At 71.2% G+C, this 19,986-nt stretch carries 20 protein-coding genes and 1 other RNA gene; 5 read left to right on the top strand and 16 right to left on the bottom strand.

Annotated features, from left to right (window positions below):
- Window positions 1-7 precede the first annotated feature (7 nt).
- The 4 genes from recR to JNL41_RS21625 form a co-directional block, all read right to left on the bottom strand.
- Complete coding sequence (gene recR, locus JNL41_RS21640) at window positions 8-610, bottom strand: recombination mediator RecR (protein WP_293478342.1); 603 nt, start codon at window positions 608-610, stop codon at window positions 8-10.
- Between the two features lies 1 nt (window position 611).
- Window positions 612-938: a YbaB/EbfC family nucleoid-associated protein gene (locus tag JNL41_RS21635; RefSeq protein ID WP_293478340.1), complete on the bottom strand. Its 327-nt coding sequence runs from the start codon at window positions 936-938 to the stop codon at window positions 612-614.
- A gap of 121 nt (window positions 939-1,059) precedes the next feature.
- Window positions 1,060-2,895, bottom strand: a complete 1,836-nt coding sequence (locus JNL41_RS21630; RefSeq protein WP_293478338.1) for a DNA polymerase III subunit gamma/tau — start codon at window positions 2,893-2,895, stop codon at window positions 1,060-1,062.
- An 81-nt stretch (window positions 2,896-2,976) separates the two neighbouring features.
- Entirely contained in the window at window positions 2,977-3,747 is a 771-nt protein-coding gene (locus JNL41_RS21625) for a PEPxxWA-CTERM sorting domain-containing protein (RefSeq protein WP_293478336.1), read from the bottom strand.
- Window positions 3,748-4,124: 377 nt separating this feature from the next.
- On the opposite strand from JNL41_RS21625, the gene JNL41_RS21620 reads away from it, so the two are divergent.
- On the top strand, window positions 4,125-4,850 hold the full coding sequence (locus tag JNL41_RS21620) for a hypothetical protein (protein WP_293478334.1): 726 nt from the start codon (window positions 4,125-4,127) through the stop codon (window positions 4,848-4,850).
- Between the two features lie 88 nt (window positions 4,851-4,938).
- On the top strand, window positions 4,939-5,901 hold the full coding sequence (locus JNL41_RS21615) for an alpha/beta fold hydrolase (RefSeq protein ID WP_293478332.1): 963 nt from the start codon (window positions 4,939-4,941) through the stop codon (window positions 5,899-5,901).
- 40 nt (window positions 5,902-5,941) lie between these two features.
- Here the strand turns inward: JNL41_RS21615 and ffs are convergent.
- Window positions 5,942-6,040: signal recognition particle sRNA small type (gene ffs, locus JNL41_RS21610), an RNA gene on the bottom strand.
- A 334-nt stretch (window positions 6,041-6,374) separates the two neighbouring features.
- On the opposite strand from ffs, the gene JNL41_RS21605 reads away from it, so the two are divergent.
- Window positions 6,375-7,529 (top strand): hypothetical protein, encoded by a 1,155-nt coding sequence (locus tag JNL41_RS21605; protein WP_293478330.1) that lies wholly within the window; start codon window positions 6,375-6,377, stop codon window positions 7,527-7,529.
- 3 nt (window positions 7,530-7,532) lie between these two features.
- On the opposite strand, the gene JNL41_RS21600 is transcribed toward JNL41_RS21605, so the two are convergent.
- Window positions 7,533-8,297: an SDR family oxidoreductase gene (locus tag JNL41_RS21600; RefSeq protein ID WP_293478328.1), complete on the bottom strand. Its 765-nt coding sequence runs from the start codon at window positions 8,295-8,297 to the stop codon at window positions 7,533-7,535.
- Window positions 8,298-8,426: 129 nt separating this feature from the next.
- Window positions 8,427-9,308, bottom strand: coding sequence for a glutathione-dependent disulfide-bond oxidoreductase (gene yghU, locus JNL41_RS21595; protein WP_293478326.1), 882 nt, complete (start codon window positions 9,306-9,308; stop codon window positions 8,427-8,429).
- A 167-nt stretch (window positions 9,309-9,475) separates the two neighbouring features.
- On the opposite strand from yghU, the gene nudC reads away from it, so the two are divergent.
- Window positions 9,476-10,420 carry an NAD(+) diphosphatase gene (nudC, locus tag JNL41_RS21590; protein WP_293478324.1) on the top strand — a complete coding sequence of 315 codons (945 nt, stop codon included), beginning with the start codon at window positions 9,476-9,478 and terminating at the stop codon, window positions 10,418-10,420.
- Between the two features lie 48 nt (window positions 10,421-10,468).
- Here nudC and JNL41_RS21585 read toward each other — a convergent pair whose 3' ends face one another.
- The 3 genes from JNL41_RS21585 to JNL41_RS21575 all read right to left on the bottom strand — a co-directional run bounded on the left by JNL41_RS21585 (window position 10,469) and on the right by JNL41_RS21575 (window position 13,051).
- A complete protein-coding gene (locus JNL41_RS21585; RefSeq protein WP_293478322.1) occupies window positions 10,469-11,128 on the bottom strand; it encodes a PEPxxWA-CTERM sorting domain-containing protein in 660 nt (219 codons plus the stop codon).
- 331 nt (window positions 11,129-11,459) lie between these two features.
- Window positions 11,460-12,317 (bottom strand): prephenate dehydratase, encoded by an 858-nt coding sequence (locus JNL41_RS21580; protein WP_293478320.1) that lies wholly within the window; start codon window positions 12,315-12,317, stop codon window positions 11,460-11,462.
- The gene (locus JNL41_RS21575) at window positions 12,314-13,051 is read right to left on the bottom strand and encodes a 3-deoxy-manno-octulosonate cytidylyltransferase (RefSeq protein ID WP_293478318.1); all 738 of its coding nucleotides are present in this window, start codon (window positions 13,049-13,051) and stop codon (window positions 12,314-12,316) included. Before JNL41_RS21575 ends, JNL41_RS21580 begins: the two co-directional genes overlap by 4 nt.
- 125 nt (window positions 13,052-13,176) lie before the next feature.
- Here JNL41_RS21575 and JNL41_RS21570 point away from each other — a divergent pair, with 125 nt between their 5' ends.
- Entirely contained in the window at window positions 13,177-13,902 is a 726-nt protein-coding gene (locus JNL41_RS21570; protein WP_293478316.1) for a cytochrome c family protein, read from the top strand.
- A gap of 206 nt (window positions 13,903-14,108) precedes the next feature.
- Here JNL41_RS21570 and JNL41_RS21565 read toward each other — a convergent pair whose 3' ends face one another.
- The 6 genes from JNL41_RS21565 to JNL41_RS21540 all read right to left on the bottom strand — a co-directional run bounded on the left by JNL41_RS21565 (window position 14,109) and on the right by JNL41_RS21540 (window position 19,943).
- Window positions 14,109-14,942: an NlpC/P60 family protein gene (locus JNL41_RS21565; protein WP_293478314.1), complete on the bottom strand. Its 834-nt coding sequence runs from the start codon at window positions 14,940-14,942 to the stop codon at window positions 14,109-14,111.
- Window positions 14,939-16,333, bottom strand: coding sequence for a M17 family metallopeptidase (locus JNL41_RS21560; protein ID WP_293478312.1), 1,395 nt, complete (start codon window positions 16,331-16,333; stop codon window positions 14,939-14,941). Before JNL41_RS21560 ends, JNL41_RS21565 begins: the two co-directional genes overlap by 4 nt.
- Window positions 16,334-16,369: 36 nt before the next feature.
- Window positions 16,370-16,888, bottom strand: a complete 519-nt coding sequence (locus JNL41_RS21555) for a prepilin peptidase (RefSeq protein ID WP_293478310.1) — start codon at window positions 16,886-16,888, stop codon at window positions 16,370-16,372.
- A 124-nt stretch (window positions 16,889-17,012) separates the two neighbouring features.
- Window positions 17,013-17,189: a Flp family type IVb pilin gene (locus tag JNL41_RS21550; RefSeq protein WP_293478308.1), complete on the bottom strand. Its 177-nt coding sequence runs from the start codon at window positions 17,187-17,189 to the stop codon at window positions 17,013-17,015.
- 213 nt (window positions 17,190-17,402) lie between these two features.
- Window positions 17,403-18,869 carry an MFS transporter gene (locus JNL41_RS21545; RefSeq protein ID WP_293478306.1) on the bottom strand — a complete coding sequence of 489 codons (1,467 nt, stop codon included), beginning with the start codon at window positions 18,867-18,869 and terminating at the stop codon, window positions 17,403-17,405.
- A gap of 300 nt (window positions 18,870-19,169) precedes the next feature.
- The gene (locus JNL41_RS21540; protein ID WP_293478304.1) at window positions 19,170-19,943 is read right to left on the bottom strand and encodes a tyrosine-protein phosphatase; all 774 of its coding nucleotides are present in this window, start codon (window positions 19,941-19,943) and stop codon (window positions 19,170-19,172) included.
- Window positions 19,944-19,986 lie beyond the last annotated feature (43 nt).

The raw sequence follows: 19,986 nt of genomic DNA, 5'->3' as shown, positions 1-19,986 counted from the left end.
GCGCGCTCTAGGCTGGCCGGCGCGCCCGCATCGCCTGGGCGATGGTGCCGTCGTCCAGCCAGTCGAGTTCGCCGCCCACCGGCACGCCGCGGGCCAGCATGGTGACGCTGACGTCGGCGCCCGCGAGCCGTTCGGCCAGGTAGTGGGCGGTGGTCTGGCCGTCCACGGTGGCCGGCAGCGCGAGGATCACCTCGCGCACTTCCGGCGCCGTCGCCCGGGTCACCAGGGGGCCGATCTTCAGCGCCTCGGGGCCGACGCCGTCGAGCGCCGACAGCAGCCCCCCGAGGACGTGGTAGCGGCCCCGGAACGCGCCCGCCCGCTCCATCGCCCAGAGCGCGCCGACCTCCTCCACCACGCAGATCAGCGCCCCGTCGCGCACGCCGTCGCCGCAGATCGCGCAGGGATCCTGCGTGTCGAGCGCCCCGCACACCTGGCAGGTCCTCACGCGCCGCGCCGCCTCGCCCATCGCGTCCGTCAGCGGCAGCAGGAGTTGGTCGCGGCGCTTGAGCAGCGCCAGCGCCGCGCGCCGGGCCGACCGCGGCCCCAGCCCCGGCAGCTTGGCGAGCAGCCCGATCAGCCGCTCGATCTCGGGTCCGGCGGAGGCGGCCAACTCAGAACTTCGGCATGCCGGGGATGTTCATGCCCGCCAGCGGCCCGGCCGCCTCGCGCATCAGCTCGGCCTGGGCGGCGTCCAGCTTGCGCTTGGCGTCCGCGTGGGCGGCCACCATCAGGTCGGCCACCACCTCGCCCTCGCCGGGCGCCATCAGGCTCTCGTCCAGCTCCACGCGCGCCAGCTCGCCCGCGCCCTTCAGCACAAGCTTCACCATCCCGCCGCCGGACGTGCCCTCCACCTCCAGCGCGGCGATCTTCTCCTGGGCGTCGGCCATGCGCTGCTGCATCGCCTGCGCCTGCTTCATCAGGGAGTTCAGGTCTTTCATCACATCCACTCATCGCGCCGCAGGCGCTTTCGAAGGAAAACCGCGGAATGACACGGAATCCCCGCCGCCCTTCCGCGTCGTTCCGCGTTTTCCGCGGTTCGATTCAAGCGGCTTCGCCGCGTCACTCGTCGTCGCCGTCTTCGTCCGGCGGTGCGGCTTCCGTCGGCGCGGCGGCCTCTGCGGCGGTCTCCAGGTTGCGCACGCCGACGATCTCCGCGCCCGGAAAGGCCTCCATCACCGAGCGCACGAACGGATCCTCCTCGATCTCGGCCCGCACCTCGCGCTGCTCGCGCTTCTGCTTCTCCCACAGGCTCTCGGCGCCGCCGCCGCCCTGGGTCGACAGCAGCCACCGCTCGCCCGTCCAGTCCTTCAGCCGCGAGACCAGCCGCTGGGCCAGGTCGTTCGGCGCGCCGGGGGCGGGTTCGTACTCGATCGCGCCCGGCCGGAAGCTGATGGGCCGCAGGAACCGCTCCACGTCCATCTTCAGGCGGATGTCGCGCCGCCGGTCGATCAGCGCCAGCAGGTCCTCGAAGGTCTTCAGTTCGGCCACCGGCTCGGTGGAGGGCGCCGACAGCGGCATCGCCTGGCGCGCCACCGCCGAGGCCGCGACCCCGCCCTGCCGCGCCGCCGGACCGCCGCCGGAAGGGGCGCCGCCCCCCGCGGGGCCGGCGCCCTGGGATCCCGCGCCGCCCACCGGCTCGCCGCCCGTCAGCCGCTTCAGCGCCTCCTCCGGCCCCGGCAGGTCGGCCGCGTAGGCCAGGCGGATCAGCGCCATGTCGACCGCGGCGGCCGCGTCGGGCGCGCGGCGCACCTCGTCGTAGGCCTTGAGCAGCAGTTGCCAGATCCGGGCGAGCACGCCCTGCGAGACCGCGGCGCCGACCGCCGCCAGACGCAGCGCCTGTTCCTTCGGCATCACCAGCGCATTCGGGCCGACCGCCTTGGCCACCGACGCGCCGTGCGCGTGGTCCAGCAGGTCCATGACCACCTGGTCGGGGTTCGCGCCATAGCCGTAGAGCTGGCGGAAGGTCTCGATGGCCGCGCCCGCCTCGCCGCGCATCAGTTGCTCGAACAGCCCGATCGTCTGCGCCCGGTCGGCCAGGCCCAGCATGTCGCGGATGGACGCCGCCGTCACCGTCTGCCCCGGCTCGGCCTGCACGATCGCCTGGTCCAGCATCGACTGGCCGTCCCGGACCGAACCCTCGGCCGCCCGTGCAATGAGCATCAGGCCCTCGGCCTCCACGCGCGCGCCCTCGTTCTCGCCGATCATCTCCAGGTTCTTGACCAGCACGTCCGGCTCCACGCGGCGCAGGTCGAAGCGCTGGGTGCGCGACAGGATGGTCACCGGCACCTTGCGGATCTCGGTGGTGGCGAAGATGAACTTGGCGTGGGGCGGCGGCTCCTCGAGCGTCTTCAGGAGCGCGTTGAACGCCCCGGTCGACAGCATGTGGACCTCGTCGATGATGTAGACTTTGTAGCGGGCCTCGACCGGCGCGTAGCGCACGCCCTCCAGCAGGTCGCGGATGTCGCCGACCCCCGTCCGCGAGGCGGCGTCGAGTTCCAGCACGTCCATGTGCCGCCCCTCGATGATCGAGCGGCAGTGGACGCCCTCTTCCCTCAGGTCGAGCGAGGGCTCGTGGATCGCGTCGGTCTCGTAGTTCAGCGCCCGGGCCAGCAGCCGCGCCGTGGTGGTCTTGCCCACCCCGCGGACGCCGGTGAGCATGAAGGCGTGCGCGATCCGGCCGCTGGCGAAGGCGTTGCGCAGCGTGCGCACCATCGCCTCCTGGCCGTAGAGGTCGTCGAACGACCGTGGCCGGTACTTCCGCGCGATGACGGTGTAGGCCGCGCCTTCGTCCTCTGCGGGAGCAGGCTTCGGCGAAGGCGGCGGGGCGCCGAACATGTCGGGCGTGTTCGGATCGCGCTCCGGCGGAGAATCGTCGCGGTCGAAGTCGTCGCCCATGCCGCTATCTAATGGGTCGGGTCTCCGCCGGCCAAGGGATACGCGCCAGAAAATCCGCGCGCTCCCCCGGCCGGTTCAGGATCAGGCGGCGAGGACCCTGCGCCGGCGCCGCAGGCCCGCGCCGGCGGCGCCGAAGCCCACGAGCATCAACGCCCAGGTGGCGGGCTCGGGCACGCCGCCGACCGGCGGATCGCCGCCGCCGGGGCCCGGGTCCGGGTCGCCGCCGCCGGGGCCCGGATCCGGATCGCCCCCGCCCGGCCCCGCGCCGTTGTCGACATAGGTCCTGAAGCCGAAGTCGTTGCCGAGCTGGAACGGATTGGGGTTGCCGGGGAAGAAGTCGTAGGTGGCCGCGCCGCCGCCGGCGTAGGTGATCGCCTGGACATCGTAGCCGGTGCGCCACACCACATTGCCCACGTCGCCGAGCGCCGCGACCTTGAGGACATACTGTTCCCCGGCCGTCACGGCGATGTTCGCCGCGCGGACGCTCATCGAGAGCGCGTTGACCCAGTCGAACCCGTCGAACCCGAAGTCCGGCACGTCGGCCGCCGTGAAGTCCTGCGACACGAGGGTGGCGTAGGATGCGTTCTGCACCTGGAGCCGAAGGCCGGCCGGCGCGCCGAGGAACGTCCAGTTCTCGGCCGCCACGACGACGTGGTCCAGGAACCCGCTGACGCCGACCGTGAAGGTCTGGATGGCGCCCCTGGTTCCCACCTGAAGCCCCGTTCCGCCCGCGAAGTTCGTATGCCCCGTCTCGGGTATCGTGGCCTGGTCGAGAACGACGCCGGCCGCCGCCGGCGAAACGGCGAGCAGAGATGTGGCCGCGCCCAGCGCGGCGAGAAGAATTCTGGTCATGAAACCCCCCGATTGCCCGCGCCGATCTGGCGCCGACAATCGCCCATAGGTCGCCGCAGGCCGAATCCGCAACTCCTCTCGCGCCCCGCGCGAGCGGGTGCGCCTGCGGCGTGCAAGGGCCCCAGCGGAAAGAACCGGACCTCGGCGAAACTTGCCCACCCGCCTGGCCGCGCCCGCGGGGCGGATTATGTCGGCCTGGGCGGACAAATCCGTCGCTCTGGCACGCACGCGCCCAAAGCCTGCGGCTCTGTTTCAATCGCGCCCTGCCGATTGAAACAATCCGGCCCGGCCCGTCCGCCGGCGATCTTGCATCGCTCCTGCCGGCGCCGTCACCCCCGACGGCCGCCCGAACCTCGAAGGGAAGGCAGGTAATCCGAGTGCAAATTTCAAGCTTATCCAGTAGTTACGCAACAAGCGGGGCCGCGCAGGCGCTCCGCTCGCTGCTGCAGTCCACATCGGACACCAGGCAAGATCAGCCGGGTGAGGCGCGGGGCGCGCGCGGCTCGGGCCCGCCGCCGGGCGGTCCGCCGCCGGGGCCGCCCCCGGGCGGCGGCGCGCAATCGTTCGCGTCCGGCACGCTGTCCAGCCTGCTGGGCGTGCAGGAGGACGGCGAGACCGGAAGCGACCCCGCCACCGGCCTCGTGCAATCGCTCGACACCGACGGCGACGGGGTGCTCAGCGCCGAGGAGATCGCGGCCGCTACCGGCTCCGGCGCTGAGGCGCTCGGCGAGGCGATCGGCAAGCTCGACGCCGACGGCGACAGCAAGCTGAGCGCCGACGAGGTCGAAGCCGGCTTCCAGGCCGCGCGGCCCGAAGGCGGCCGACGCGCAGGCGGCCCGCCGCCCGGCGGTCCGCCCGCCAGCTCCGACATCGCCGCGAAGCTGATCGGCGAGGTCGATGCCGACGACGACGGCGGACTGTCGCTGTCCGAGATCGCCAACGCCCTCGGCGAGGAGGCGGACACGCTCTCCAGCGCCTTCGGCGGCCTCGACGCCGACGGCGACGGAACGCTGAACAGCGTCGAGCTGACCAGCGCCCTCGACGCCTTCCGCGCCGCCGGCCGCACCCGCGGCGACGGCGCCCAGGCCTCGCTGAGCGCCTGAGCCCGCAGGCGGCCGGTCCGCGCGGACCGGCCGCCTTGTCGGCTCGCGAGGGTGGCGGGACGCGCGCCAAACGGGCTAGGCAGTAGAAATGCTGCGCCTGTTGATGCTCTCGCTCCTCACGCTCGTCGCCGTCGCCGCCTTCTCGTGGGGCGCCGCCGCGGTCGCCGCCGAAGTGATCAGCCGCAGCTACAAGCCGCGCGGCGAGATGGTCGACATCGGCGGGCGCAGGCTGCGCCTCGTCTGCGAGGGCCCGAAGGGCGCCCAGCCGGTGGTCTGGCTGGAGGCCGGCGCGTTCAGCGGCGCCGCCGACTTCGCCGCGATCCAGCAGAAGCTCACCGCCAGGGGCCTGCGCTCGTGCGCCTACGACCGCGCCGGCATGGGCTATTCCGAGGCGGGCCCCGCGCCGCGCGACGGGAACGCCATCGTCGGCGACATGGCCAGGCTGATGGCCGCCTCGGGCGAGCGCGGCCCCTACGTGCTGATGGGGCATTCGATGGCGGGGCTCTACCTGCGCCAGTTTGCGGCGTCGCATCCGGACCAGGTCGTGGGGCTGGTGCTGCTGGACGCGGTGACGCCCGAGATGATCGAGCGGCGCGAGGCCAGCCAGTTCGCCGACCGCATGCGCGGCCTCGCGCGCCTGGGCGCCGTCGCCGGCAGCCTGGGCCTGACCAAGCCGCTCTACTGGTGGGGCGACCGCATCGGCCTGCCCGCGCAGGGCAAGGCCGAGAAGCGCCGCGGCTTCATCTCGGGCCGCCAGAGCCGGACGGCCTATGTCGAGGTGCAGAGCTGGCGCGACGCCGCCGAGCAGGCCGCCGCAGCGGGCCCGCTGCGGCCCGAGTGGCCGGTGGCCGTCATCACGGCCGGGCCGCCGTCACGGGCGATGGCGATGTGGGACGAGGTGCGCCAGGCGCCGGCGCGCGGCTCGAACGCCCCGATGATCGAGGCCGTGGAGAAGGCCGACCACCGCACCCTGCTGGGCCTCGCCTACGGCGACCGCGCCGTCGCGGGCGTCGAGCATGTGCTGGCCAACGCGGCCAGGCCGACGTCCTGAATTCAATCCGTTGCGGGGTGTGCTCCGCAGGAGCGAAGGCGGGTGGAGACCGAACGACAACCCGAAGCGTGATTCGTTGTGGCTGCTGCCTTCCGGCCCTGACCAGGTTGGCGAGGCGCTCGTCCGCCGCCGATCTCCGCGGCGGCATATGGCGGATCGGACCGCCGAGGGCAAGGGGCGAGGCTGGTGCGCCTAACCCAGGACCCGCATCAGGGCGGGGCCGAACAGCGGGATCGACATCACGATGGCGAAGCCGAGGGTCATCAGGGAAAGGCCGGTGGTCACGGGGGTAGCTCCTTCTCGGTCCGGAAGTTAAGCCGCCGACGCCCGCACCGCACTGAGCGTGATTGCAGAACAGTTCTGCCGAAACGGCAGCAGCCCGCTCCCGCCTTCCACTTCCCTAACGTCATCCGCGCGGTCGTAGTATTCTCGCGCCGAGGGTCCGCCAGAGACCCCGACATGGGAGAAATCCAATGCGCCGCCTGACTGCGCTCGCGCTCGGGACAGCCCTCGCCACGGCCTGTCTCGCCGTCTCCGTCCAAGCCGCCGAGCCCGCCGCCGCGAAGCCGGCCGCCGCCAAGGCCTGGAAGGCGCCCCGCAACGCCATGGGCCAGCCCGACCTCGCCGGCTACTGGTCGAACGCGACGCTGACGCCGCTCTTCCGCAACCCGCGCATTTCGAACAAGCCCACGCTGACGCCCGACGAGGGCAAGGCCTTCGAGAAGATCTGGACCGACGCGCTCTCGGCCGCCAACGAGCCCACCAGGGAGGGCGCCACCGCGCTCACCGCCGAGCAGACGGCCTCCTACGCCAAGCTCCTGGAGATCCGCCCCGACTTCGCCGCCGCGGGCGGCGACACCGGCGGCTACAACACCTTCTGGATCGATCCCGGCACCAAGCTCGTGCAGATCGACGGCCAGTACCGCACCTCGATCCTGACCACGGCCAACGGCCTGATCCCCGGCCGCAAAGCGGGCGCGCCGCCCATGCCGCCCCGCAACTTCCGCGACGACTACACCAGCTACGAGACCCGCTCGGCGGGCGAGCGCTGCATCACCGGCTTCGGGCGCAACACCGGCCCGCCGATGCTGCCGAACGGCTACTACAACAACAACTATCAGATCGTTCAGACGCCCGACTCCGTGGTCATCGAGGTGGAGCTGATCCACGACGCGCGGATCATCCGGCTGAGCGACCAGCACCGCACCGACGGCATGCGGCCCTACATGGGCGACGCCATCGGCCGCTACGAGGGCGACACCCTGGTGGTCGAGACCACCAACATCCCCGAAAGTCAGCAGTTCGCGGGCTCTTGGAAGACGCTGAAGGTCACCGAGTGGTTCACCCGCGTGGCGCCCGACCGGATCGTCTACCGCTTCCAGCTCGAGGATCCGGAGCTGTGGGACAAGCCCTGGGGCGGCGAATACACCTTCAACACCCTGAACGGCCGCGTCTACGAGTACGCCTGCCACGAGGGCAACTACGCGCTGCCGGGCATCCTCGCCGGCGCCCGCCAGAAGGAGAAGGAAGCCGCGGCCGAGGCCGACGCGAAGGCGGCGGCGGAGGCCGCAGCCGCCGCCGCCAAGGCCGCGCCGGTCAAGGGCAAGGCCAGGTCCGGCGCGGACTGAGCCCTAGCCGGCGAACCGCCGGTTCAGCTTGCGCATGCCGCCGATCCAGCGGTCGTAGTCGTTGGTCTTGTTGCGCATGTACTGCAGCACCTCGGGGTGCGGCAGGACCAGGAACTCCTCCTTGGCGATCGACCGCACCACGCTCTCGGCCAGCACCTCGGGCTCCATCATGCCGTCGATGGAGGCCACGCCGTCGGGGTTGCCCGCGGTCATGGCCGTCTTCACCGCCTGCGGGCACAGCACCGAGACCTTGATCCCCTGGTCGCCGTGGGTGATCGCCAGCCACTCCGCCAGCCCGACGGCGGCGTGCTTGGTGACCGCGTAGGGCGCCGAGCCGATCTGGCTGAGCAGGCCCGCCGCCGACGACGTGTTGAGCAGATAGCCGCCGCCGCGCGCCGCCATCAGCGGCACGAGATGCCGCGCGGCCCAGACGTGGGCCATGACGTTGATGTCCCAGATCTTCTGCCAGCCGTCGTTGGGCGCCTCGGCCCCGCCGCCGATGCCGATGCCGGCGTTCGAGCAGAAGAGGTCGATGGGCCCCACTTCGGCCTCGACGGTCTCGATGAGGCGCTGGATGTCCGCTTCCTTCGAGACGTCGGTCAGGAAGGCCCGGCCGCCCACCATCTCCGCGGTGGCCTTCGCGCCCGGCTCGTCGCGGTCGGCGCAGACGATGGCCTTCGCGCCCTCGGCCTTGAACCGCACGCAGAGCGCGCGACCGATCCCGCTCGCCGCGCCGGTGACGACGACGATCTTGTCCTTCAGTTCCACGACGTTCTCCCCGAGCGTTCTTCTTCGAGCCGCCGCGCGAGCGGAAGCTCAGTCATCTCGCATTCCGCGGTTCATCGAATCTGGAAGGCGCCGCTTCGCGGCGTGCGAAGCGGCCCGCCTTCGTGGTCCCTATTTCTTCGCGTCCTGTTCGGCCAGGAACCTGTCGATGTCGGCCGCCGAGTGGCGCTCGGGCAGCGCGCGGTTGATGACCCGGCCGCGCTTCACCGCCGGCCGTGCGCCGATCTGGTCGGTCCAGCGCTGGACGTTCTTGTAGCTCTGGGTGTCCAGGAACTCGCCGGCCTCGTAGGCGCCGCCCTTGGCCAGCAGGCCGTACCAGGGCCACACCATCATGTCGGCGATCGTGTAGTCGCCGCCGCCCAGGTACTCGACCTCGCCCAGGCGGCGGTCCAGCACGTCGAGCTGGCGCTTGGCCTCCATGGCGAAGCGGTCGATGGCGTATTCGATCTTGAACGGCGCGTAGGCGTAGAAGTGGCCGAAGCCGCCGCCGAGGTACGGCGCCGAGCCCATCAGCCACATCACCCACGACATCACCTCGGCGCGGGCCGCCGGCTCGGTCGGCAGGAAGGCGCCGAACTTCTCGGCCAGGTGCAGCAGGATCGCGCCGGATTCGAACACACGGAACGGCTTGGCCGGGTCAGACCTGTCGAGCAGCGCCGGGATCTTGGAGTTCGGGTTGAGCTCCACGAAGCCCGAGCCGAACTGGTCGCCGCTCCCGATGTTGATCATCCACGCGTCGTACTCGGCGCCCTTGTGGCCGGCTGCCAGCAGCTCCTCCAGCATCACCGTCACCTTCACCCCGTTGGGCGTGCCCAGCGAGTAGAGCTGGAACGGGTGCTCGCCGAGCGGCAGGACCTTGTCGTGGGTCGGGCCCGCGATCGGCCGGTTGATGTTGGCGAAGCGGCCGCCGTTGTCCTTGTTCCAGGCCCAGACCTTCGGCGGCGTGTAGTCGGCGGGGTGGTTGGGCGGCGGTTTCGCGGCGTCGTCGGCCATGCGGAGACTCCTGCTGGGCGCGGAATGGGGACCCTTGCCGAAACATGTGGCGGACGAACAGGCGTTTGACCAGAGGCTCCGGGCGACGCCGCGCGGCGGTCGTCCGAATCCGCCTTACGGCCAAGACGTGTTGCTGCCGCAGCCCTGAGCCCCGTAGATAGCGCCCCATGGCCCTTTCCTTCTTCCAGAACACCTTCGCCGGGAACCCGCTCGACCGGGCGTCCGACCGCCGGACCGACGCCGACTGGCTCGCCGGCCAGCTCGCCTCGTCCGACTCGCTGGGCCTCGCCATCTGGAACGGCAAGCCCCTGGTCGAGAAGACCGCAGGTGGAAAAGGCGGCGAAGGCGGCGTCCAGATCGCCTACCTGCCCTCGAAGATGGTCGACGAGCTGTCGGGCGGGCCCGAGCGTCTGCTGTTCATGGGCCTGTGGAAGGACACCGCCGTCTTCGCCGTCGACATGGAGGGCACGTCCGACCCGGCCCTGGGGCCGCTGCAGGGCCTGGGCGAGTTCATGGACCTGCGCCAGATCGCGCTCAGGCTGCCGCAGACCGACGCCGCGATCCTGGCCACGGCCAAGCAGATGTTCGAATGGCGCCGCCGCCACCAGTACTGCGCGAGCTGCGGCCAGCCGTCCGAAGCGATGGACGGCGGCTGGAAGCGCAGGTGTCCCGCCTGCGAGGCCGAGCACTTCCCGCGCACCGACCCGGTGGTGATCATGCTGGCCGTCCACGGCGACCGCTGCATGGTCGGCCGCCAGGAGATCTGGCCCAAGGGCATGTTCTCGGCGCTGGCCGGCTTCCTGGAGCCCGGCGAGTCGATCGAGGAGGCCTGCGCCCGCGAGCTTGCGGAGGAGGCGGGCCTGAAGACCGTCTCGGTCCGCTACCACTCGACCCAGCCCTGGCCCTATCCGTCGTCGCTGATGATCGGCCTGATCGCCGAGGTCGAGGACGAGGACGCGCGGCCCGACCAGACCGAACTGTCGGAGGTGCGCTGGTTCTCCCGCGAGGAAGCGCGCGCGCTGGTGCGCGGCGAGTACGCCGACACCTTCTGCCCGCAGCCGATGGCCATCGCCCACCAGCTCATCAAGGCCTGGGCCTTCGAGGAAGGCTGAGGGTCGGGCAGGGCCGACGCCGCCGCAGCGACGCCGGCCTGCGCCCGCTCAGGCCGCGACCAGCCTGCGGCGCTGCCGCGCCATCGCCCCGACGCCGCCGAAGCCCAGGATCATCATCGCCCAGGCCGCCGGCTCGGGAACCCCCGTCGCCAGGGTGTCGTAGGTGATGTTGTCGATCACCTCGATCAGTCCGACGTTGGCGCCGGCGCCGCCGGTCGAAGGGACCCCGGCCGCGTTCGTGTAGGCAAAGCTCCAACTGTCGAACTGCGCGAACTGGAAGCCGATGGTCTGGTCCATCAGGTCGTTCGGGCCCGTCAGCATCAGGATGGTCTGGCCGACCATGGTCCCGGCCTTGAACACCGTCAGCACCGCCTGGTCGCCCGCGGTGAGGAAGTTCGGGTCGTCGTTGCCGAACGTCAGGCTGAGGAACGAGTGCAGTCCGTCGGTGAACGTCCCGCGGATGAAGTTGCCGTTGGTGTCGTTCTGCGCGAGCAGCGAGACGCCGTCGCTCTCGGTCCCGCTGTAGAGCGCGAGACCCGAGCCGAGTTCGGTGGTGAACACCAGCTCCTCGAAGCCCGTGACGGCGTAGCCGTCGGCCTGAGCGCCGAGGGTCTCGCCCTCGAAGTCGATGATGGTCAGGGCCTGGGCGGCGCTGCCGCCCAGGACGAGGCCGGCGGCGCAGGCCGCGGCGAGTAGTCCGGTCTTCATATGCGTGCTCCGAAGTCGTTGCGGGAAACTCTCAGGACTGCACGCACACCCCCAACTGACAGCCTGCCCCAGCCCTAGAAGGAATGCGCACGGCCACGCTACTACGCACGGTAGAGTGAGGTATTCGATTCATCTGTTGGGTGAATTACACACACGCTCCAGGCGTGTTCTCAGACAACGTACAGGCGAATGCTGAACATTCGCCCGCGAAATCTTTCCGAACATGAGTAAATGCCCCGCGCCGACCCTCCGGTCAGCCGAGGTGTGCGCGACCGGAGCCGCGCTTCAGACCGATAACCTGCACGGTGGGAAGATGGTTCCCGCCCGCCGCTCAGCGGCTGCGGAACGGGTCGGCGGGATAGACGCCCAGGATCTCGAACTTCTCGCAGAAATAGGCCAGCTCCTCGAAGGCGCGGGCCAGGCCGATGTCCTCGGGGCGTCCGTCGACCTCGGCGTAGAAGAAGGTGGCCGTGAAGGCGCCGTTCTCCATGTAGCTCTCGAGCTTGGTCATGTTGACGCCGTTGGTCGCGAACCCGCCCAGCGCCTTGTAGAGCGCCGCCGGCAGGTTCTTCACCCGGAAGATGAAGCTGGTCACGCAGGGCGCGGTGAACGGCGGCGGCTTCGGGTTCGCGTCCGCCGTCATCACGAGGAAGCGGGTGGTGTTGTGGTGCTCGTCCTCGATGTCGCGGGCCAGGATCGTGAGCCCGTAGGTCTCGGCCGCCAGCGCCGGCGACACCGCCGCGCGCGTCGGGTCCGGAGTCTCGGCCAGCGCGCGCGCCGCGCCCGCCGTGTCGCCCGTCGCCTCGGTCTTGAGCCCCATCCGCCGGAGCGTCCTGCGACACTGGCCCAGCGCGATGGGCATCGACACCGCGGTCTTCACCTGGTCCAGCGTCACGCCCGGGTTGGCCATGAGCTGGAAGTGGATCGGCTTGAACCGCTCGCCGATGATCTTGAGCCCCGACGACGGCAGCAGGTGATGGACGTCGGCCACGCGGCCTGCGATCGAGTTCTCGACCGGGATCATGCCCAACTGGCAGTCGCCGCCGCGAATCGCCTCGAACGCCTCCTCGAAGGTCGCGTGCGGCACGGGCTCCATCTCGGGGAACGCGGCCATGCAGGCTTCGTGGCTGTTGGCGCCCAGCTCGCCCTGGAAGGCGATGCGGCCCCCGTCTGTCCTAGCCCCGCTCATGCCTGCGTCCTTGCATACTCACGCGCCCGCTCGAGATCGGCGGGACTGTCCACGGAAATGGGGGCGGCCTCGGCCACGGCCGCCCAGATCGACAGCCCGAGCTCCATGGCGCGCAACTGCTCCAGCTTCTCGCGCTGCTCCAGCGGCGACGGCGTGGCGGCGTTGAACCTTTGCAGCGCGATGCGCCGGTAGCCGTAGATGCCGATGTGCCGCCACACGGGCGCCTCGCCGTACAGCGTCGAGCGGGTGAAATAGAGCGCCCGGCCGCTGCGTCCGTCGGCCTCCATGGCGAGCACCGCCTTCACGACATCGGGGTTGGCGCGGTCCGCGGCCGCGCCCTCCGGGGCCACGACGGTGGCGATGTCGCAGCTCGCGTGGGTGGCCAGCAGCGCGCCGCAGTCCAGCAGCACCGAGGGCGAGACGAACGGCATGTCGCCCTGCAGGTTGATGACCACGTCGTGCCGCGCCTCGTGATCCAGCACGGCCAGCGCCGCCAGGATCCGGTCGCTGCCCGAGGGCAGGGCGGGGTCGGTCAGCACCGCCCGGCCGCCGGCCGCCTCGACGGCCGCCACGATCTCGGGGTCGCCCGCCGCCACGGCGACGGGGCCCACGTCGGCCGCCTCGGCCTGGCGCAGCACGCGCACGATCATCGGCACGCCGCCGATGTCCGCCAGAGGCTTCCCCGGCAGGCGGGTCGCGGCCATGCGCGCGGGGATGAGGACGATCGGGTTCATCGGGCGGTCTGGAGGTTGCGCGAGCGCCGGTAGCGTGTAAGAGAGCCGCACGCAATAAGGGGCGGGATTCCCGCGCGTTCGCGGACTTGGCGCCGCGGCCGTTTGAGAGGCGTGACCAGGGGACTATGAGCGACCTGACGTTCAACAAGATCTTCGGCGCGGTGCTGGCGACGGGCCTCGCCATCGTCGGCCTCCGCGAGCTGTCGGCGGGCGTGTTCGCGCCCGAGCATCCCGCCAAGCCGGGCTACGTGGTCGAGGTCGCCGAAGGCGGCGGCGGCGAAGCCGCCGCGGCCGACACGCCGCCCGACTGGGGCACGGTCCTTCCGGCCGCCAACGTCGCGGCGGGCGAGGCCTCCTTCGCCAAGTGCAAGTCCTGCCACTCGATCCAGGAGGGCGGCCCCAACGGCACCGGCCCCGACCTGTGGGGCGTCGTCGGCCGCAAGCCCGGCACGCACGGCGGCTTCGCCTACTCGACCGGCATGACCGACTTCGGCGGCAAGCAGCCGCAGTGGGACTACGACCACCTCTACGAGTTCATCAAGGGCCCGCAGAAGTACATCGCCGGCACCAAGATGACCTTCGTCGGCATCAAGAAGCCCGAAGACCGCATCAACCTGATCGCCTACCTGAAGGCGCAGGGCGGCACGCTCGCCGTGCCCGCGCCCGATCCGTCGCGCGCTCCCGGCGCCGCGGCGGCGGCCGCTCCGGCGGCGGAAGGCGCTGCGGCCCCGGCCGCGGCCGAAGGCGCGCCCACCACGACGGCGGCTGCGCCGGCCACCCAGGGCGCCGCCGGACAAGGCCCGGTCGCTCCGGCCGCCGCGGCCTCGCCGGTCGCTCCCGCGAAGAAGTAGTTCCGCCTTTCCCGTCGCAGACGGGAGAGGGGGACCGCTCGCCGACCCCGGCGAAGGCCGGGGGTAGCGCGAGGGGTGGAGAGGGAAAGCCTCATCCGCCACGCTTCATTCAGCTTGAACCGGGGGCCCTGCCGGCGGCTTGCCCTTTGCACCACGCGCTCTTCGGCGCGCGGTCCCCCTTTCCCGCGAGCGGAAAAGGCAGATGCTTACGGCCGCCGGTACGCCGTGGGCTGGCCCGACCCGGCCGCGTCGATGCGGGCCACCGCCTCGCTCAGCGGCTCGACCACGGTGGCCATGTGATGGCCGTTGGCGTGGACGATCGTCCCGTCGCCGACGCCCATGGCGACATGGCCCTTCCAGAACACCAGGTCGCCGCGGCCGAACTGATCCGCCGCGATCGGCGCGCCCAGCGCCTGCTGCTGGTCGGTGTCGCGCGGGCAGGCGCGACCGCAGGCGAAGAGCGCCTGCTGCACCAGCCCCGAACAGTCGAGCCCCAGGCTCTCGCGGCCGCCCCACAGGTACGGCGCGCCGACGAAGCGCAGCGCCACCGCCGCCCAGTCGTCCTCGAACGCGCCCACCGGCATCAGGTGCGCCGCCGTCATCCACCCCGCGCCCTCGACCCTGGCGAGCTTGCCCTCGGTCGCCTCGACGGCCACCAGGCTGCCCAGCGAATAGGGGCCGCTGGCCCGCGACTTGATGCTGGCCTCCGCGAACGCATAGGTCCTGAGCGCCGAGACGCGGTGGGTCGGAAGCGCGCCCACCGGCTTCAGCGCCGCGGCCTCCACGAAGCCCACGTAGCCGTCGCGGGTCGCCTGGCCCCACAGCCACGCGCCCTCCTCCTCGATCACGGCGAACCGCTCGCCGAACAGGAGCTGGTCCATCTGCTCGGCGCCGCCGTCTGGCGCGGAGCGGATCGCCGCGGCCGCGACGCCGCAGCTCATGGCCCTGGGGTCGAGATAGACCTCGGCCTGCATCACGCCTTCCAGGCTGCGGGCGGCCACGCCGTCGCGCCAGGGGGTGATGCGAGGATCGTGCTTCATGCGAAACGCTCGCGGATCATGCGGTAGAGGCCGCGGATGGCCTGGGCTTCGCCGCCTGAGGGGAATCCCGGACGATTCCGCGGGTTCCACGCGAAGATGTCCAGGTGCGCCCACGGGCCGCTCGGCGCGAACCGCTGAAGGAAGAGGGCCGCCGTCACCGAACCCGCCTGGGCCCAGCCGTCGGGGTCGTTCTTGATCTCGGCCACGTCCGAGTCCAGGGCGTCGGCGTAGGGCTTCCACAGCGGCATCCGCCACAAGGGATCGTTCTCGGCCCTGGCGGCAGCCTCGATCTGGGCGGCCAGCTCCTCGTCGTCGGTATAGAAGGGCGGCAACTGCGGGCCGAGCGCGATGCGCGCCGCGCCGGTCAGGGTGGCCATGTCGATGGTCAGCGCCGGCTCCAGTTCGCAGGCCCGCGTCAGCGCGTCGGCCAGGATCAGCCGGCCCTCGGCGTCGGTGTTGCCCACCTCGATGGAGAGGCCCTTGCGCGAGTCCAGCACGTCGCCCGGCCGCATCGCGTCGCCCGAGATCGCGTTCTCGACGACCGGGACCAGCACGGCGAGGCTCACCGGCAGGCCGGCGGCCATGATCATCCGGCCCAGCGCCAGCGCGTGGGCGGCGCCGCCCATGTCCTTCTTCATCAGCCGCATGCCGGCCGACGGCTTGATGTCGAGGCCGCCGGTGTCGAACACGACGCCCTTGCCCACCACGCAGACCAGCGGCTTGCCGGCATCGCCCCAGCGGATCTCGATGAACCGCGGCGCGCGGGCCGGATCGGCGGCGCGGCCCACGGCGTGAACCGCCGGATAGTTGGCCTCCAGCAGGCCCTCGCCCTCGATCACCGTGATGCGGCCGCCGTGCTGTTCGGCGATCTCGCGCGCGATCGTCTCGATCTGCAGGGGCCCCATGTCGTTGGCCGGGGTGTTGACCATGTCGCGGGCCAGGGCGCAGGCGTGCGCCACCTGGCGCGGCTCGGCGAGGTCGCAGCCTTCGACCAGCAGGCGGGCGCGCCCGGCGGCCCCCGTCTCGCCCTTGGCCCGCTTGTAGCGGTCGAAGCGGTAGCTCCCGAGCGCGAAGGCCAGCGCGATGCGATCGGCGGCGATGTCGGCGGGGGCCTCGGCGATCCGATAGACGCCGGCCGGAAGCTTGCCGGCCAGCGCGCGGAAGGGGTCCGTGCTCCCGCCCTCGCCCAGGCCCAGCAGCACGCGGCCGAGCGCGCCGTCGGCGGCGTCGGGGACCTGCAGCACCTGGCCGGACCTGCCCTTGAATTCGGCGGTCCTGGCGAGGCCCGCGGCGAAGGCGTCCGCCTCCAGCGCCGTCGCGGCTTCGGTTTCGGTGAGGGCGTGGACCGGGATCGCAGGCCCGTCCCAGGCGTCGAGGATCACATCCGACATGCGGCCCCCTTCGCGCATGTGGGCTGCGACCGCAAGCTAGAGCCCCAGACTTGCGGCGAACGGCGTCGCGGGCAGGGCCCAGAGGGTCCCGGCGGCGATGGCCACGCCGTAGGGCACGCCCTCGCCGGGTTCGGCCAGCCGGGTCATCCAGCGGGGGCCCATCAGCAGGACGGGGCGCAGCGGCGCCGAGCGCGCCAGGATCAGGAACGCCGCCAGCGCCCCGCCGGCCAGCGCCGCGCCGAGCCCCAGGGTCAGCAGGCCCGGCCAGCCCACCCAGAGCGCCGCGGCCGCCAGCAGCTTGGCGTCGCCGCCGCCCACCCAGCGCAGCGCGAACATCGCCATGCCGGCGACCAGGACCGCCGCGCCCACCGCCACGTGCCAGCCGAACGCCGCCCACGGCAGGCCCACGGCCAGCGCCGCGACCGGAAACAGCACGAGCAGCGCCAGCGGGATCCCGTTGGGGATCGTGAAGGTCGTCGCATCCTTCACCGCGGCCGCCAGCGCCAGCGCCGGGAGCGCGAGCACGAGGGCGGTGACGACGAGGGGCGGAAGCATCGGGTTTCCTTCTTCGCGTGGGTTATGCGCGTCCACGCGTGAACGCATCGTTGCAGTGGAGCTTGAATCGAAAAGGCCCCCGGCGTTGCCGCCGGGGGCCCTGTCGCTTCGGCTGGGCCGACCCTTAGGTCGTGGCTTCGCCGACCGCGCTCGAGATCGTCTCAAAGGCGCCGCCAAGGCTGTCGCCCACCGCCTGCAGGGCGGTCACGAGCACGACGGCGATCAGGGCGGCGATCAGGCCATACTCGATGGCGGTGGCGCCGGATTCGTCCTTCAGGAAGCGGGTCACGAACTTCGACATGGGTTTTCTCCTTTAGCGAGCAGACTTTGAAACGGGGCTTCAAGCTCATCGCCTGCTCGCCCCTAAGCACATCGCCAATGTCGCGTGGGCCGTTTAAGGCGGCATGAATCCGGATGCCTAACTCACGTTTATTGTCTACGGAAATTAAGGGTTTATGCCGGTAAACCCTGTCGCCGGACGCCTTGAATTCGCGGAAGGAATCCGCCGCCCGCGCTAGGCCCTGCCGGGGATGGCGCGGCCGCCGCCGCGCACGAAGAAGAGGCCCAGGAGGCCGATCGCCAGCAGCACCAGCAGCATGGCGAAGCCGCCTTGCTGGGTGCCCGTGATCGCCGTGCCGCGGTTCACCAGCGTCGGCGCCAGCCAGGCCGTCGCCACGCCCGACAGCGCATAGACGCCGAAGAAGGTCCCGGTCTGGTCGGGGGGCGTCAGGCGCGTCAGCAGCGTGCGGCTGGTGGCGTACTGGGCGGTGATGAAGATGGCGTTGGAGAAGCCCACCAGCACGAAGACGGCGTCCGGCAGGTGCTGGAAGACCGGCCCGTTCCAGAGCGGCGCGTGGGCGGCGGCGTCATAGGGCCAGAAGAAGAGGATCATGTCGGGCCGCATGCCCAGGAAGGCCATCAGCCCCAGCATCGACATGACGATCTCGATCCTGAGCGCATTCTTGGGCCCGACCAGCTCGTCCAGCCAGCGCGCGACGAACCCGCCCAGCACCGCGAAGATGGAGAGCAGGATGCCGTAGCCCAGCATCTCCAGCGCGCCCCACTTCATCACGCCCACAGCGTAGACGCCGGCGTACACGAGCACGCCGTTCATCCCGTCCACGAAGAACATCCGCGAGCCGACGTAGACCGCCGCGTCCTTGTGGTGGCTGATCGTCTTCAGCATCCGCCAGAGTTCGCCGGCCCCCTGCGCGAACGCGCGGAAGATCGGAACGCCGGTCCGGGGCGCGTCGGGGGTGAACAGGAACAGCGGGATCGAGCCGAAGAACAGCAGCCCCGCCGCCAGCCAGGCGACGACCCGCTCGTGCTCGTGGGTCGCCGTGTCGAGGCCGAACAGCGGGGTGGCCGGCACGAACGACCAGTCCACCTTGCCCGGCAGCGCGAACGCCCAGGCGGTGAAGACGAGCGCGATCACCGAGAACAGGTTGCCGAGCGACAGCGCCAGCCCCGAGGCCTTGTGCGCCGCGTTGAGCCCCGCCGCGCGGATCAGGAGCGAGTTGTGCAGGATCTCGTTGTAGGCGAACAGCACCTGCGCCGTCATGGCGAAGAGCATGGTGGTCGCCACCGACAGGCCCGTGCCGTCGGGCTTCGCCCACCACAGCGACGCCGTCAGCGGGATCATCAGGCCCAGGATCGCGGCCAGCCAGATCTTGCGCCCGCCCAGCTTGTCGATGGAGGCGCCGATGAAGGGCGCCGTGGCCATCACCGCCCAGCCCGACCACTGGTTCCACTGGCTGATGACCTCCTGGCCCTTGACCGCGTCGCCGACCATCGAGGCGGCGACGTAAGGCATGAAGATGTAGATGGTGATCAGGATCACCTGCGGGTCGCGGCCGCCCTCGAAGATGGCCCAGGACACCGCGCCGCGGTTGAGCTTGCCGTCGCCGTGGACGTCCGCCTCGATCGGCGGATCGACCACTCCGGCGGATCCCTGAATCTCGGCGGCGACGGGCTCGTTCAACGCGACAACTCCCCTCTCACGGCCGCTCTGTCGTCGGCTTTCGCCCACCGTAGCGGGCGGCAATGGGTTGTCGATGGTTACCTACGGGCGCCCCAGACGCCTCCTCTCCCCCGACCCCGGCGAAGGCCGGGGATGGAGGGAGACGGCAGGGTGAGGGCCGGCTCGTGAGAGCGTGTTGCGCCGATGGCCGAGCGAGGGCCACGGGCGACCTGCGGGACCTCGACAGGCGAACGGAGTCGCCCAGCCGGCCCTCACCCTACCCTCTCCCTTCGTCGCGCTGCGCGCTCGCGGGAGAGGCGTTCAAGCCAGCAGGCGGTCGTGGATCTTCGCCCGCGTCTCGGCGCTCAGGCCCAGCGCCTCGTCCAGGTAGCCGTCGAGCGAGCCGTAGGCCTCGCGCATCACCCGGAACGACTCGTCCAGGTATTCGGGCTCGACCCGCATCGCGACCATCAGGGCGTCGTCGGAGGCGACCCGGCCGGTGCTCTCGCGGATGACCTCGCGGATCGTCGGCAGGCGCTTCTCCAGCCGCGCCGTGTCGTTGGTCAGCAGGTAGTCCTCGACGATGTCGTCGTCGTGTACGCCGGTGATGTGGTGGGTGAGCGCACACGCGATGCCGGTGCGGTCCTTGCCCGCGGCGCAGTGGATCAGGATCGCGCCCTCGGTCTCGGCCAGCGCCTGGAAGTAGCGGGTGTAGAGGTCGAGGTGCCGCTGCTGCAGCGGCGCCTTGCGGTAGTACTCCATCATGTAGGCGTGGAACGATGCGGCGGTCAGGTCCGAGCCCTGGATGAAGGTCAGCCACTCGTCGGCGGCTTCCTGGCCGATGTCGTTGTCGATCACCCGGGCGTCGAAGCTCGGCCAGCGCCGGCTGGGCTGGCGCTCGCGCTCGTTGGCGCGGCGCAGGTCGACGATCACCGCCAGGTTCATCGCCGCCAGCTTCTCGAGGTCGGCGTCGGTCGCCCCGCCATGCCCGGCCGAGCGGTAGAGCAGGCCGGCCTTCAGCCGCCGCGGACCGGCGGCGTAGTCCCCGAAGTCCCGGAAGTTGTCGATGCCCTCGAAGGCGATGCGTCGCGTCATGAGGCGCTTTCTAGCCTGCCCGCGCGACGAGTTCGAGGCGGTT

This window comes from Phenylobacterium sp. (genome assembly GCF_016793285.1).
Classification (GTDB): Bacteria; Pseudomonadota; Alphaproteobacteria; order Caulobacterales; family Caulobacteraceae; genus Phenylobacterium.
The sequence above is the reverse complement of the archived record's forward strand: the minus strand, read 5'-3'. Positions and strand labels throughout refer to the sequence as shown.

Coding starts and splice junctions, on each gene's coding strand:
- JNL41_RS21635 (WP_293478340.1), bottom strand. CDS start 938: ATGAAAGACCTGAACTCCCTGATGAAGCAGGCGCAGGCGATGCAGCAG.
- JNL41_RS21630 (WP_293478338.1), bottom strand. CDS start 2,895: ATGGGCGACGACTTCGACCGCGACGATTCTCCGCCGGAGCGCGATCCG.
- JNL41_RS21625 (WP_293478336.1), bottom strand. CDS start 3,747: ATGACCAGAATTCTTCTCGCCGCGCTGGGCGCGGCCACATCTCTGCTC.
- JNL41_RS21615 (WP_293478332.1), top strand. CDS start 4,939: ATGCTGCGCCTGTTGATGCTCTCGCTCCTCACGCTCGTCGCCGTCGCC.
- JNL41_RS21605 (WP_293478330.1), top strand. CDS start 6,375: ATGCGCCGCCTGACTGCGCTCGCGCTCGGGACAGCCCTCGCCACGGCC.
- yghU (WP_293478326.1), bottom strand. CDS start 9,308: ATGGCCGACGACGCCGCGAAACCGCCGCCCAACCACCCCGCCGACTAC.
- nudC (WP_293478324.1), top strand. CDS start 9,476: ATGGCCCTTTCCTTCTTCCAGAACACCTTCGCCGGGAACCCGCTCGAC.
- JNL41_RS21585 (WP_293478322.1), bottom strand. CDS start 11,128: ATGAAGACCGGACTACTCGCCGCGGCCTGCGCCGCCGGCCTCGTCCTG.
- JNL41_RS21580 (WP_293478320.1), bottom strand. CDS start 12,317: ATGAGCGGGGCTAGGACAGACGGGGGCCGCATCGCCTTCCAGGGCGAG.
- JNL41_RS21575 (WP_293478318.1), bottom strand. CDS start 13,051: ATGAACCCGATCGTCCTCATCCCCGCGCGCATGGCCGCGACCCGCCTG.
- JNL41_RS21570 (WP_293478316.1), top strand. CDS start 13,177: ATGAGCGACCTGACGTTCAACAAGATCTTCGGCGCGGTGCTGGCGACG.
- JNL41_RS21565 (WP_293478314.1), bottom strand. CDS start 14,942: ATGAAGCACGATCCTCGCATCACCCCCTGGCGCGACGGCGTGGCCGCC.
- JNL41_RS21560 (WP_293478312.1), bottom strand. CDS start 16,333: ATGTCGGATGTGATCCTCGACGCCTGGGACGGGCCTGCGATCCCGGTC.
- JNL41_RS21555 (WP_293478310.1), bottom strand. CDS start 16,888: ATGCTTCCGCCCCTCGTCGTCACCGCCCTCGTGCTCGCGCTCCCGGCG.
- JNL41_RS21550 (WP_293478308.1), bottom strand. CDS start 17,189: ATGTCGAAGTTCGTGACCCGCTTCCTGAAGGACGAATCCGGCGCCACC.
- JNL41_RS21540 (WP_293478304.1), bottom strand. CDS start 19,943: ATGACGCGACGCATCGCCTTCGAGGGCATCGACAACTTCCGGGACTTC.